The organism is Azospirillum terrae (assembly GCF_053470425.1).
The window spans coordinates 121,603-135,492 of record NZ_JBPXMR010000007.1 but is presented as its reverse complement, the minus strand read 5'-3'; the positions used below and the strand labels follow the sequence as shown (position 1 = coordinate 135,492).

11 protein-coding genes are annotated in these 13,890 nt (G+C 69.5%); 2 read left to right on the top strand and 9 right to left on the bottom strand.

What is annotated here, in order from left to right; genetic code table 11:
• Positions 1-13 precede the first annotated feature (13 nt).
• Both ACSVDD_RS19260 and garD read left to right on the top strand, forming a co-directional pair.
• Positions 14-778 carry an HpcH/HpaI aldolase family protein gene (locus ACSVDD_RS19260; RefSeq protein WP_448191007.1) on the top strand — a complete coding sequence of 255 codons (765 nt, stop codon included), beginning with the start codon at positions 14-16 and terminating at the stop codon, positions 776-778.
• A 21-nt stretch (positions 779-799) separates the two neighbouring features.
• On the top strand, positions 800-2,329 hold the full coding sequence (gene garD, locus ACSVDD_RS19255; RefSeq protein WP_448191006.1) for a galactarate dehydratase: 1,530 nt from the start codon (positions 800-802) through the stop codon (positions 2,327-2,329).
• A 31-nt stretch (positions 2,330-2,360) separates the two neighbouring features.
• Here garD and ACSVDD_RS19250 read toward each other — a convergent pair whose 3' ends face one another.
• The 9 genes from ACSVDD_RS19250 to pyk form a co-directional block, all read right to left on the bottom strand.
• On the bottom strand, positions 2,361-3,764 hold the full coding sequence (locus ACSVDD_RS19250; protein WP_448191005.1) for a hypothetical protein: 1,404 nt from the start codon (positions 3,762-3,764) through the stop codon (positions 2,361-2,363).
• Positions 3,764-4,846 carry a LacI family DNA-binding transcriptional regulator gene (locus ACSVDD_RS19245; protein WP_448191004.1) on the bottom strand — a complete coding sequence of 361 codons (1,083 nt, stop codon included), beginning with the start codon at positions 4,844-4,846 and terminating at the stop codon, positions 3,764-3,766. The genes ACSVDD_RS19250 and ACSVDD_RS19245 overlap by 1 nt, the downstream gene beginning before the upstream one ends.
• A 258-nt stretch (positions 4,847-5,104) precedes the next feature.
• The gene (locus ACSVDD_RS19240) at positions 5,105-6,388 is read right to left on the bottom strand and encodes an MFS transporter (RefSeq protein WP_448191003.1); all 1,284 of its coding nucleotides are present in this window, start codon (positions 6,386-6,388) and stop codon (positions 5,105-5,107) included.
• Positions 6,389-6,853: 465 nt separating this feature from the next.
• Complete coding sequence (locus ACSVDD_RS19235; protein WP_448191002.1) at positions 6,854-8,359, bottom strand: tagaturonate reductase; 1,506 nt, start codon at positions 8,357-8,359, stop codon at positions 6,854-6,856.
• Positions 8,360-8,465: 106 nt separating this feature from the next.
• Positions 8,466-9,104 (bottom strand): bifunctional 4-hydroxy-2-oxoglutarate aldolase/2-dehydro-3-deoxy-phosphogluconate aldolase, encoded by a 639-nt coding sequence (gene eda / locus ACSVDD_RS19230; RefSeq protein WP_448191001.1) that lies wholly within the window; start codon positions 9,102-9,104, stop codon positions 8,466-8,468.
• Positions 9,105-9,152: 48 nt separating this feature from the next.
• Positions 9,153-9,878, bottom strand: coding sequence for a GntR family transcriptional regulator (locus tag ACSVDD_RS19225; RefSeq protein ID WP_448191000.1), 726 nt, complete (start codon positions 9,876-9,878; stop codon positions 9,153-9,155).
• Positions 9,875-10,774, bottom strand: a complete 900-nt coding sequence (locus ACSVDD_RS19220) for a sugar kinase (protein ID WP_448190999.1) — start codon at positions 10,772-10,774, stop codon at positions 9,875-9,877. Before ACSVDD_RS19220 ends, ACSVDD_RS19225 begins: the two co-directional genes overlap by 4 nt.
• Before the next feature lie 260 nt (positions 10,775-11,034).
• Positions 11,035-11,898 (bottom strand): DMT family transporter, encoded by an 864-nt coding sequence (locus ACSVDD_RS19215; protein ID WP_448190998.1) that lies wholly within the window; start codon positions 11,896-11,898, stop codon positions 11,035-11,037.
• Positions 11,899-12,240: 342 nt separating this feature from the next.
• A complete protein-coding gene (gene pyk, locus ACSVDD_RS19210) occupies positions 12,241-13,764 on the bottom strand; it encodes a pyruvate kinase (protein WP_448190997.1) in 1,524 nt (507 codons plus the stop codon).
• Positions 13,765-13,890 lie beyond the last annotated feature (126 nt).

Sequence of the window (13,890 nt, the reverse complement as noted above, 5' to 3'; positions counted from 1 at the left end):
CGAGGAAACTCCCATGGACATGCCCAAGAACGCCTTCAAGCACGCCATCGAAGCCGGCCGGTTGCAGGTCGGCCTGTGGTCGATCCTCTCCAGCCACGTGACGGTGGAGATCATCGCCGGTTCCGGCTTCGACTGGCTGGTGCTCGACACCGAGCACGCGCCCAACGAGCTGCCGATGGTCTACAGCCAGCTCCAGGCCGCCAAGGGCGGCACCACGCATCCGGTCGTCCGCGTGCCGTGGAACGACATGGTGACGCTGAAGCGCTACCTGGACATCGGCGTGCAGTCCTTCCTGATCCCCTACGTGGAGACGGCGGAGGAGGCGGCCAACGCCGTGGCCTACACGCGCTACCCGCCGCACGGTGTGCGCGGCTACTCGGCGGCACCGCGGGCGAGCGGCTTCGGCCGCATCAAGAACTACCCGACGCTCTGCGAGGCGGAGATGGCGGTGCTGGTCCAGGTCGAGACCCGCAAGGGGCTGGACAACATCGAGGCGATTGCCGCGGTCGAGGGCGTGACCGGCATCTTCATCGGTCCGGGCGACCTGTCGGCGGCGCTCGGCCACATCGGCAACCCCAAGCACCCGGAGGTGCTGGCCGCCATCGAGGACGCCATCGCCCGCATCCGCCGGGGCGGCAAGCCGGCCGGCATCCTCACCCCGGACGAGGCGCTGGCGCGCCGCTACATGGAGCTGGGATGCAGCTTCGTGGCGGTCGGCTCCGACCTCGGCATCCTGGCCCGCACCTCCGAGGCGCTGGCCGCGAAGTTCAAGGGCTGAGGGCTCTCAAGGAATCACGCCATGACCGAAACGCCGCTCACCATCAAGGTGCACGCCGACGACAACGTCGCCATCGTCGTCAACGCGCTGGGCCTGCCCGCGGGGACCGAGTTCCCCTGCGGCCTCGTGCTCCGCGAGTTCGTGCCGCAGGGCCACAAGGTGGCGCTTGCCGACCTCGCCGAGGGCGCGCCGATCCTCCGCTACGGCGAGGTGATCGGCCACGCCGCCCGCGCCATCCCGAAGGGAAGCTGGATCGAGGAATCGCTGGTGCGGCTGCCCAGCGCCCCGGATCTGCACAGCCTGCCGCTCGCCACCAACGTGCCCGCGCCGCAGCCGCCGCTGGAGGGCTACAGCTTCGAGGGCTTCCGCAACCCCGACGGCTCGGTCGGCACCAAGAACGTGCTGGGCATCAGCATGAGCGTGCAATGCGTGGCCGGCGTGATGGACTTCGCCATCGAGCGCATCAAGAAGGAGCTGCTGCCCCGCTACCCCAACGTCGACGACGTGATCGCCATCGAGCACGCCTACGGCTGCGGCGTGGCGATCAACGCGCCGGCGGCGGCGGTGCCGATCCGCACGCTGCAGAACATCGCCCGCAATCCCAACCTGGGCGGGCAGGTGATGGTGGTGGGGCTGGGCTGCGAGAAGCTCCAGCCGGAACGGCTGCTGCCGGCCGGCGTTGCCGGCGAGACCAGCGTCATGACGCTCCAGGACGAACGGCACGTCGGCTTCGGCGCCATGGTCTCCTCGATCATGGAGATGGCGGAGAAGCGCCTCGCCGAGTTGAACCGGCGCACGCGCGAGACCTGCCCGGCGTCCGACCTCGTCGTCGGATTGCAGTGCGGCGGCAGCGACGCGTTCTCCGGCGTCACCGCCAACCCGGCGGTCGGCTACGCCGCCGACCTGCTGGTGCGCGCCGGTGCCACCGTCATGTTCTCGGAAGTCACCGAGGTGCGCGACGCCATCCACCTGCTGACGCCCCGTGCGGCGACTGAGGAGGTCGGCCGCGCGCTGATCCGCGAGATGGACTGGTACGACCGCTACCTCTCGGCCGGTGAGACCGACCGCAGCGCCAACCCGTCTCCCGGCAACAAGAAGGGCGGGCTGGCCAACGTGGTCGAGAAGGCGTTGGGCTCCATCGCCAAGTCGGGCCGCAGCGCCATCGTCGGCGTGCTGGCGCCGGGCGAGCGGGCCGAGCGCCGGGGCCTGCTCTACGCCGCCACGCCGGCCAGCGACTTCGTCTGTGGCACCTTGCAGCTTGCATCGGGCTGCAACGTCGAGGTCTTCACCACCGGCCGCGGCACGCCCTACGGCCTTGCCATGGCGCCGGTGATCAAGGTGTCGACGCGCACCGCGCTGGCCGAGCGCTGGCATGACCTGATCGACGTGGACGCCGGCCGCATCGCCACCGGGCAGGCCACCATCGAGGAGGTCGGCTGGGAGCTGTTCCGTCTGATCCTCGACGTGGCGAGCGGCCGCACGCAGACCTGGGCCGACCGCTGGGGCCTGCGCAACGCGCTGACCCTGTTCAACCCGGCGCCGGTGACGTAAGGGGGGGCTTCTGGCCGTACCGCAATCTGCTCTATATCACCGCGCTCAACGCCAGCATCCACAGTGCGACGAGGACGGCGCCGGAAATCACGAAAGTGCCGTTCCACTCCCGCGCGACGATCCGCGTGGTGACGCCGGACAGGCGCGCCACGCAGAGCGTTGCCGCCCCCACCGGGGTGGTGCAGGCGGACAGCCCCCAAGCACCCATCAGCCCGCTGGCGAGGACCAGCGTGTGGAAGCCCAGCGGCTCCAGCCCGGCCACCGCGTGGCCGATCAGGGTGACGCTGACGATCTGCGGCACGCCGTAGCGTGCCGCCGCCATCATCCCCCAGACCAGCAGCACCATGACCAGCGCCGGGTCGAGCGGGATCCGGCTGATCAGCGCGGCCGCCGCCTCCGCCGGCAGCAGTGCCGCCGCCACCGTGCCGAAGAAGGTGGCGCCGCCGACGATGACAAACTCGTTGCGGAAGGTCGGGATGCTGACCAGCAGCCGTCCGCCCAGCCGGTACAGCGCCACCGCCGGTACTGCGGGCCCATCGGCGCGCCACTGCTGCGCGCTCAGCCACAGCCAAGCGGCGGCCGGCACCACCATCATGGCGCCGACGACCGGGCGGATCGACAACGCCACCGCCACCGCGACCGAGCCCGCCACCACCCCGACGATCAGCGCCGTCAGCCCGAGCAGCGGCGCCCACTCCATGGCCGGCGCCGCTTGCGCCGGCAGCGGTGGCCGCGGAAAGGCGCGCCGGTCGAGCGCCCAGCCGAAGCCGACCAGCAGCAGCCCCAGCACGAACTGCAAGGGCAGCAGCACGCCCCAGTCCAGCCCCGGCATGGCCGATTCCGTGACGGTGAAGGCGATGGTCAGCGGTGACCACGCGGTCATCAAGGCGAAGCCGCGCAGCACCGCGGTCATCATGCGCTGCGTGCGGATCCGGGCGATGCGTTCGTCGCCGCCGGCCGATTCCAGCGTGTTGCCGCGCGTCACCAGCACGCCGAGCAGCGTCAGCACGCCGAAATTCAGGATCACCGCGATCAGGTGGCTGCCGAGCGTCAGCGCCAGATAGCGCCGTCCCGGCGGCTGCCGCACCATGATCTGGCCGCAGCGCTGCACCAGTTCCGAGGTTTCGGCGGCATCGCGCAGCAGTCCCAGCGTGGCGAACAGCCCGATGACGAAGGCCGCCCCGGCCAGCCCGCGCAGCAGCACCGCACCGGGCGCCTCCAGCAGCAGCCCAGCCAACGCGGCGACGGCGGCGCAGGCGGCCAGCATGATCTTGCTGCCGCGCGTCAGCGCCGTCGCCTCCAGCACCACGAACAGCAGAACTGAGGCCGCGGCGACCAGCCGGGCCGTCGCCAGCGCGCCGATGTCCCAGGCCACGGCTCCCCCGGCGACCGCGGCCACCGCGCCGGTGGAACAGGCGCTCCGCCAGCGCGTCATCACGGCCGCTCCGGCCGGGTGCTGTCGCGCACCACCAGTTCGCACTCCAGCGCATGATGGCTGGCGGGTGCGGGGGCGCCGTTTAGGCGGGTCAATACCTGGCTGGCAACCAGACGGCCGATGGCGCGTTGCGGCGGGCGGATCGTCGTGAGCGCCGGCTGGCTCGCCTTGGCGAAGCTGAGGTCGCCGAAGCCGATGACCGCGAGATCCTCCGGCACGCGCAGGCCGTGCCGCCGCGCCTCGAACAGCACACCAAGCGCCAACAGGTCGTTGGAGCAGACCACCCCGTCGATGTCCGGGTGGGCCGCCAGCACCTCGTCGATCAGCCAGACGCCCACGGGCGTGGAGGCGGCATCCGGCGCGGTGAAGGCGATGGAGGGGTGCAGGCCGCGGCGGCGTACCTCATCCTCGTAGCCGCCGGTGCGGCTGCGCACGCGCAGGTCCTGGTGCACCGCCGCGCCGATGTAGGCGACCTTGCGGCAGCCGCCGTCGTAGAGGTGGGCGGTCTGCCGGCGGCCGACCTCGAAGTGCGAGAAGCCCACCGAGAGGTCCACCGCTTCCTCAGGGCCGGCGGGCATGTCCCACATCTCGACCACCGGCACGCCGGCCGCGGCCAGTATGGCGCGGGCGCGCTCCGTGTGGTGGAAGCCGGTGACGACCACCGCGGCCGGCGACCAGGCGAGGAAGGCGCGGATCAGTCCTTCCTCCTGCTCCGGGCTGAAGTCGCTGACGCCGAGCAGCGTCTGGTACTGCGCACCCTGCAAGAGGTTTTGTAGCGTGTTGTAGGTTTCGGCGTAGAAGGAGTTGATGATGGAAGGCAGGATCACCGCCACCGTCCGGCTCTGTGCCGCGGCGAGGCTGCCGGCCACCTGGCTGGGCACGTAGCCCAGTTCGTCGATGACGCGGCGCACGCGCTCGGCCAGATTCGGCGACACCGCCTCCGGCCGGCGCAGGAACAACGACACCGTGCTGGGCGAGACGCCCGCGGCGTTCGCCACGTCGGTCATGGTCAGCCGCTGCGTCGCCCGGCGCACCCGCTTGCGAGGAGCCGGCAGCGTGCTGAGGGAATTCGTTTCCGTCATGGTCCGGACCGTCGGGCCGGAAGCGTCCGGCGTTCACCGTGATGGCGCAGCATCCTGTCACTCCTCAAGGCCAATGCCGGCGCATGGTTTCCATAAAATGTTAGCGCTACCAAAGCCGTGGAGCAACCCCATTGGCGACGGGCCGGGAAATTCAGGCATTTCTTGTCCTCATGCGCCACGCTGGCGCCTCCAAAAACGAAGGCGCCGTGCCTTCCGGGTCGGTACTCCGGAAGGCACGGCGCCTTGGACAGGGGCGTATCAATCGGCGGCGGCCATGCCGGCCGGGGCGGCGGGCGCCATCGCCTTGCCGCGCTGACCGAGCAGCAGATAGACGATCAGGAAGGCGGTCAGGTCGAACACCGACAGGCAGGCGAAAAGGGGCTCGTAGCCGATGGTGTTGGCGAGCTGGCCGATGATCAGCGAGAAGATCATGCCGCCGAGGTAGCCGGCCATGCCGCCGAAGCCGGTGGCGGTGGCGACATCCTGCTTCTCGAAGGTGTCGGTCACCAGAGCGTAGAGCAGGCTGGAGAGCATCTGGTGGGCGAAGGCACCCATCGAGAACAGGAAGATCGCGGTGATCGGGCTGACCGTCAGGCCTATGAGCGCCGGGCCGATCATGCACACCGCGCCGACGCCGATGCCGGCGATGCGGGAGTTGACCAGCGTCATCTTGAACCGCTTGGCGAAGAACGGCGACAGGTAACCGCTGAGGATGCAGCCCAGGTCACCGAACAGGAACGGCAGCCAGGCGAACAGGGCAAACTGCTTGATGTCCATGCCGCGCGTGCTAACCATGTACAGCGGGATCCAGAAGCTGAAGGTCTGCCACGCCGGTTCGGTCAGGAAACGGGCGGCGGCGATGCCCCAGAACTTGCGCTTGCCCAACACGTTCTTCACGGAGGGCTTGGGAAGCTGCACATGCTCCTGACCGTCCAGGATGTAGGCGTGTTCCTCGGCCGTCAGGCGGGGATGGTTCTCGGGGTTGCGGTACAGGGCCACCCACAGCAGGGACAGGCCGACGCCCAGCAGGCCGGTGATGATGAAGGCGATCTGCCAGCTCCAGGTCACCGAGATCCAGATGACCAGCGGCGGGGCGATCATGGCGCCGATCGAGCTGCCGGTGTTGAACCAGCCCGTCGCGATCGAGCGCTCCTTGGCCGGGAACCACAGGGTCGAGGTCTTAACGCCGGACGGCATGGCCGCCGCCTCGCTGACGCCCAGCAGGCCGCGGAAGAAGGCCATCGACTGCCAGCCGCCAGCAAACGCGTGCAGCGCCGCGGCCGTGCCCCACATCAGGGCGAACATGAAGTAGCCGAGCTTGAGCCCGATCAGGTCGGTGACATAGCCGGCAATCGGCTGCATCAGGCTGTAGCAGAGCTGGAACGCGCTCACCACGAAGGAATACTGCTCCGTCGTGAAGTGCAGCTGCTCCTTCAGTTGCGGAGCGAGGATGCCCAGCGTGTTGCGATCGATGTAATTGATCACAGTGCCCAGCATGATCAATGCGAGGATCTGCCACCGCAATCCACGAATCTTCTTCATGTCGTCCTCACTTGCCTGTCGTTCGACAGCGCCACGGTGCTCGCCTATGCGCCCATCGTGGGCTTTCGGCATTCTTTGCGATGGGTGTCCGCCCGCGCTTAATAGCGCTGCGATCCTCGCTGATCTGGTTATATTAATATATCAGTTGCGGAGCAAGCACGAATTTGGGTGGCCGCGTCTTTTGTCCAAAATGCCGCATGCAGCGCTCAAGCAAGCGGTGGTTACTTCGCAAGTGCAGCATGAATTGACGAGGGCGCGCTGGCCGGGATGTTTTGCTGCGATGCAGCATAATGCAGCGCTGAACCTTGGGCTGGTGACCGGTCATGCCGGCGTGCCGGGGATGTTCGGTGTATTCACCTCACGGGAATCGCCGGCGCAACGAACGCTCCGAACACACGAACGCCGTGCATCCGGGGATGCACGGCGCGCGTACCGTCGATGGCTCGGTGATCGTTCGGCCGAGCGTCAGCCGCCAACGAGTTCGGCCATGGCCGCCGGCATGCCCTTGGCCTCGATGGCGGCGAGGCTGGCCGCCGTGCGCACGGCAAGGCCGGGGATCCGGGTCAGGTCCTCGCCCCACAGCCGGGTGTCGGCCAGCAGCGTGGCGGCCAGCGCCTTGGGATCGCCGCCGTGGGTGGACCACGCGGCGTTCATGGCGGCGATCACGTCGGGGTTGTCGCGGATCGGGTAGGTTCCGGCGTTGCGGGTGCCGGTGTAGGCCCCGTCCACCATCGTGCCCCGGTAGAAGCGCAGCAACGCCGCCAGCGAGAAGGACAGGCCGGCGGGCGCCTCGCCATGCCGGGCGACCGAATCCTTCAGGCTGGGCAGCACGCGGACCTGCCACTTGGACACCGAGTTCAGCGCGATGGAGATCAGCTCGTGCCGGATGTACGGGTTGCCGAAGCGCTCCATGATGGTGCGGGCGTAGTGCTGGCGCTCGCCCTCGGGCAGCGGCACGAAGGGCACGATCTCCTCGAACATCACCTTGTTCAGGTAAGCGGCGACGGTGGCGTCGTCCATCATCGCATTCACCGTGTCCAGCCCGGCGCAGAAGGCCGCCAGCGAGCTCGCCGTGTGCGCGCCGTTCAGGATGCGCACCTTGCGGGTCCGGTAGGGTTGCAGATCGTCGGTCCACACCACGTTGAGGCCGGCCTTGTGCAGCGGGAACTCCTCGGCGAGGTGGGCCGGGCCTTCGATCACCCAGACGTGGAACGGCTCGCCGGCCACCGCCAGCCGGTCCTCGTAGCCCCAGGCGGCGAACAGGGCGGCGGCCTCGTCCTTGGGGTGGCCGGGGACGATGCGGTCCACCAGCGTGTTCAGGAAGTGGTTGTGCGCCTCCACCCAGGCGGCGAATCCGGGCTCCAGACCCCAGCGCTTGGCGTGCGCCAGCACGATGCGCTTGAGGGTCGTGCCGTTCGCCTCGATCAGTTCGCAGGGCAGGAACACCAGACCGCTTTCGGGCGTGCCGCCCAGCGCCGTGTAGCGGGCGTGCAGCAGCGCCGCGACCTTGGCCGGAAAGCTGCTCTGGCAGACGCCGGGCGTGTAGGGCTCGTCGCTGTCGGCGATGCCGGCTTCGGTGGTGTTGGAGACGAAGAAGCGCAAGGCCGGGGAGGTGGCGTGGACCAGCATCCGCTCCCACTCGGCGTGGGAGTTCAGGGCATCGGACACGCAGCTCACCACACGGCGGGCTTCCACCTCGCGCCCCTCCTCGATGCCGCGCAGCAGCACGGTGTAAAGGTTGTCCTGCGCCTGCAGCAGGCCGGCCACGCCCTGGCCGAGCGGTTGGGCGATGGCGACGCCGCCGCGGTACACACCGGCGCCGTTGGCGACATCCACCATCCAATCAACGAAGCCGCGCAGGAAGTTGCCGTCGCCCACCTGGAGGATGGTCACGGGCAGAGTCGGCGCGCCTGCGGTGTGCGCCACGTCGAGCGCGCCACCGGCAAGCAGATCACGGGTCAGCGAGTGCATGTCAGGCATCCTTTGGGCACGGGAGGGGATGGTGCAGCTAAGTATACTAATATATCAGTAGAGAGGGCAAGCGGAGTCGATGGTGCCGGCGACGGCGCGTCCGCTGTCAGGCGTTCGCCGCCAGGGCGCTGGCCTCGCGGGCCAGCCGCTCGATGTCGGCCCAGCGCCGCTCCTTGACGGCGTCGGCCGGGGTCAGCCACGTGCCGCCCAACGCGAAGACGTTGGGCAGGGCCAGGATCTCGCGCACGTTCTCGGCCTTGATGCCGCCGGTCGGGCAGAAGCGCACCTCCGGCAGTAGCGGCACCATGCCGCGCAGAGCCGGCGCGCCGCCGTTCAGCATGGCGGGGAAGAACTTCAGCTCGTTGAAGCCGTGCTCCCAGGCGATCAGCGCCTCCGACACGGTGGCGATGCCCGGCAGGTAGGGCAGGCCGGTCGCCTTGGCGGCCTCGGCCAGCCGGTCGGTCAGGCCGGGGCTGACGAGGAACTTCGCACCGGCGCTGCGCGCTTGGGCAAAGTGCTGGGGCCTGGTCAGCGTGCCGAGGCCGACCAGCGCGTCCGGCACCTTGGCGGCAATGGCTTCGGCGCAGGCCAGCGCCTTGGGCGTGCGCAGGGTCACTTCCAGTGTGGTCAGGCCGCCGGCGACCAGCGCCTGGGCCAGCGGCACGGCGGTTTCAACGTCGTCGAGCACCAGCACCGGGACGATGCGCGGACCCGACAGGGTGGGTTCGAGAAGCGGAAGGGGCATGGGACCGGTCTCCGGTGAGGGCGGTGGGGCGGCGGGGATGGACGGCTGTCATCCCCAGTTGCACTCTCCGGGGTTGCCGGAGAAATAGGCTGGAGTGGCGTGGCGGACGTCGTCGATGGTCAGGCGCAGGCCGTCGATGTGATCGGCCAAGGCGCGGACAGCGCGGTCGGGGTCGTGACTGGCGATGGCCTCGACGATGGCCTCGTGTTCGGCGATGACCGTCCCGATACGGCCGGGCATCGGCAGGGTCAGGCGGCGGCAGCGGTCCACCTGCACCTTGACCTGTTGGGTGACGGTCCAGAAGCCGGGATAGCCGGCAATCTTGGCGATCAGCGCGTGGAACGCCTCGTCGGCCTGATGGAAGCCGTCCGCGTCGTGCGCCGCGTCCACCTCGTGCTGGCGTTCCAGGCAGGCGCGCAATTGGGCGATCTGGCTGCGGGTGGCGCGTTGGGCGGCGAGGCGGACGGTCGCCTCTTCCAGCGCCTTGCGGATGACGCTGGCCTCGGGCAGGGCGCAGACCGGGATGCGGGACACGAAGGTGCCGGACTGCGGGAAGATCTCGATCAGCCCTTCGTCGGCCAGCTTCAGCACCGCTTCGCGCACCGGGGTGCGGCTGACGCCGAAGGTCTCGGCGATCTGCTTCTCGACGATGGCCTCGCCGGGCTTGCGGCGCAGCGAGACGATGTCGGTGCGCAGGTTGCGATAGATGCCGGCCGCCGCGGTGGTGCTGCGGTTCAGGGCGCGGGGAAGGGGTTTGGCGATGGGGGCGTTCATAAGCTTGTCGCCTTGCGTGCGGCGCACATGGCGTCGCGGGGGATGATGGCGCCGCGGTGCTGGATGACCGCCGCCGCCAGCCGGTGCGCGGCGCGCGCCGCCTCCACCGGAGTGCGTCCCTCCAGCCGTGCGGCGAGGTAGCCGGCGCTGAAGCTGTCGCCGGCCGCCGTGGTGTCCACCACGGTCGACACGCGCTCGGCCGGAACGTCGACACCCGTCCCGCCATCGCTGACGATGCAGCCGGGCGCCTCCAGCTTCAGCACGATCTCCGGCACGCCGGCCGCGCGCACGCGGGCGAGCACGGCGTCGGCGTCGGCATCACCGTACAGCTCGCGCAGGTCGGTGACGCCGGGCAGGGCGATGTCGGTACGGCTCAGCATGGCGTCGTAGGCGCGCTGGGCGGTTTCGCGGTCGGGCCACAGGCGCGGGCGCCAGTTGGTGTCGAAGGCGACCCGCCCGCCGCGCGCCCGCACGCGGTCGAGCAGGGCGAACAGAACGTCGCGCCCGCGCTCGCCCCAGATCGCCAGACTGATGCCCGAGAGGTACAGCAGGTCATAGCCCTCCAGCGCCTCGATCAGGGCCGGCGACTGCGGCAGCACGAACAGCTCGCGCGCCGGCGCCATGTCGCGCCAGTAGAGAAAGCGCCGCTCGCCCGCCGCGTCGGTCTCGATCATGTAGAGCCCCGGCAGCCGGCCCGGCAGACGCAGGACGTGCTGCGTGCCGACCCCTTCAGCCTGCCATGCGGCGATCATCCCGGCGCTGGTGGGATCGTCGCCGAGCGCCGTCACATAGTCCGCCGCGACACCCAGGCGGGCGAGATAGACGGCGGTGTTCAGCGTGTCGCCGCCGAAGCCCATGGTCAGCGAGCCATCGGGGCGGCGAAACAGCTCGATCATGCATTCGCCCAGAGCCGCTACCCGTTGCGTGGAGGTCCCCATCGCTCGTCCCTTCGTGATGTCTGTTCGCGGGAAGCGGCCGTGTGTGCCGTCGTGTTCGAGGAGATGAGCGCTGGCGTCGAGATCGGCGAGGCCCCGCTTCCAACCCAGACCATCACCGCTCAGCCAGTCCCGAATGCCAAGAAAGTATATTAATATATCAGTGCGGGATGCAAGCCCCATCGGCCATGTTCGGGTGTGACGACGAAATGTCGCAAGCGTCAGGTGGGGGGGCCGGCCCGGTCCCTTATGCGGACGCGCTCGCGGTGGGCGGTGTAGAGGCCGCTGGCGACGATCACCGACATGCCGGCGAACGTCCACAGGTCGGGCACCGCGGCGAAGACCAGATACCCGGCCGCCGTGGACCAGACGAGCTGGATGTACGAGAAGGGCGCCAGCACCGACGCGTCACCATGGCGGTAGGCCTGGATGAGCAGCCACTGGCCCAGGGTCGACACGACGCCGATCAGCAGACCCAGCGCAAGCTCGGTGGCACTGGGCATCACCGCATCGAAGGGCAGCAGCGCGCTCAACACCACGAAGCCGGTCAGCGCGGTCCACACCAACGTGGTGGTGGGGTCCTCCATGCCGGTCATGCGGCGGGTGATGACGATGCCGCCGGCCCAGCTCATGGCGGAGAGAATGGGAAACACCGCTGCCGGCTGGAACGCGGCGCCGCCCGGCCGGATGACGATGAACACGCCGATCAGGCCGATGAGCACCGCCGCCCAGCGCCGTGGCCCGACGCGCTCGCCCAGCAACGGGATCGACAGCGCGGTGACGAAGGCGGGTGAGACGTAGCTGGTTGCCGCCGCCTCGGCCATCGGCAGGTACCGCATGCCGATGATGAAGAACAGTGCCGACCCCAGCATGCCCAGGCCGCGCAGGATTTGCAGCAGGGGGCGTTCCGTCCGCAGGGCCGATTGCCGGCCGCGCAGAATCAGCGGCAGCACGAGGACCGAGAAGCACGCGTAGCGAATCCACCCGATCTCGATGGAGGGCAGGGTTTGGCTCAGGTACTTGGCCGCCGCGTCCGAGCAGGAAAAGAAGAACACCGCCACGACCACCAGAAGGATGCCGCGCACCGGGTCGTCCCGCCGCACCGGAGGGGCAGGGGGCCGCGGGGGCGTCTGGGTGTCGGGTAGGGGGCCGTCGCGCATGGTCGTGTCAGGCGGTTTGGGAAACAAAAGGGCCACGGAGTGGGGAACACCCGGTGGCCCAAGTCTAGGGAGAAACGCACCCCGTCGCAGAGGCGTTCACCAACCCTCCACGACGAAGACTGCACAGCAATGAATATACTAGTATATCAATGTGGGGCGCAAGTGCCTTTTTCGCCTGCTGCCTCACGGCCAGATGACGGTCGTCAGGACGCCCACACAGAGGAGCCCGACCACAGAATGGGGAGCCGTCTTCTCCGATGCGGGTGATCAGTCCTCGCCGTCGGCCATGGCGGCGCGGGCATGGCCCAGCGATTCCCGCTGTCCGGTGGGGGCCTGACGCGGCGTCGGGGTGCTGGGGCGCTCGACCCAGGCGATGCGCAGCACGTTGGTCGAACCCGGCATGCCGAACGGCACGCCCGCGGTGATCACCAGACGCTGCCCGTCATCGGCAAGGCCGTGGGCGTAGGCGATGCGCGCGGCCTTGTGCACCATGTCCGAGAAGTTCTGCACGTCCTCGGTCAGCACGCTGTGCACGCCATAAGCCAGCACCAGCCGGCGCGACGCCGCGACGCTGGCGGTCAGGCAGAGGATCGGCACCTCCGGCCGCTCGCGGGCGGCGCGCAGCGTGGTCGATCCCGACGTGGTGTAGGTGACGATGGCCGCCGCCTGCACCGTGTGCGCCACCTGCCGCGCCGCGGCGGTGATGGCGTCGGACGAGGTCTGCTCCGGGTCGGCGTGCTGCGCGTCCATCATGGTGCGGTAGAGCGGGTCGTTCTCCACCCGCCGCGCGATGCGGTCCATGATCGACACCGCCTCGACGGGATAGGCGCCGGACGCCGTCTCGGCCGACAGCATCACCGCGTCGGCGCCGTCGAACACCGCGGTGGCCACGTCCGACGCCTCGGCGCGCGTCGGCGCCGGGGCGGAGATCATGGATTCCAGCATCTGCGTGGCGACGATCACCGGCTTGCCGGCGCGGCGCGCCTCGCGGACGATGCGCTTCTGGATGGATGGAACGTCTTCCGGCGGCAGCTCGACGCCGAGGTCGCCGCGCGCCACCATGACGCCGTCCGACAGCTCGACGATGCGCTCCAGGTGCTGGATGGCCTGCGGCTTCTCCATCTTGGACAGCAGCGCCGCGCGGCCGGCGATCAGCTTGCGCGCTTCCGCCACGTCCTCCGGCCGCTGCACGAAGCTGAGCGCCACCCAGTCCACCCCCTGGTCCAGGGCGAAGGCGAGGTCGGCGAGGTCCTTGGAGGTGAGCGGTGACAGCGGCAGCACCACGCCGGGCACGTTGACGCCCTTGCGGTCGGACAGCTTCGTGCCGCTCACCACCACGGTGTCGGCGTGGTCCGGGCCGCAGGCGACGACGCGCAGGCGCACCTTGCCGTCGTCCAGCAGCAGTTCGGCCTCGGGCTCCAGCGCCGCGAAGATCTCGGGGTGGGGCATGCCGACGCGGGTGGCGTCGCCGGGCTCCTTGGAAAGGTCGAGGCGGAAGCTCTGGCCCGCGGTCAGCTCGACCGGGCCGTTCGCGAAGGTGCCAAGGCGCAGCTTCGGGCCTTGCAGGTCGGCCATGATGGCGATGGGCCGGCCGGTCTCGCGCTCCAGCGCGCGGATCGCCTTGACGCGCGCGCCGTGGTCCTCGTGGCTGCCGTGGCTGAAGTTCAGGCGGACGACGTCCACGCCGGCTTCGAACACGGCGCGGATCATGTCAGGCGTCGCGGTGGATGGCCCGAGCGTGGCGACGATCTTGGTTTGCCGGAAGCGGCGGATCGGTTGGGTGGTGCTCATGTCGAAGCAAGCTCCGCAAAATGGGGGTGGGCCGGCGATCCCGCGGCGCGGTGGGCCTTCGAAACCATGGCGGTTGCGCCTTCTCCCGCGATCGGCGCGGGCAAGCGCCGCAAAAAATGGGTCGGC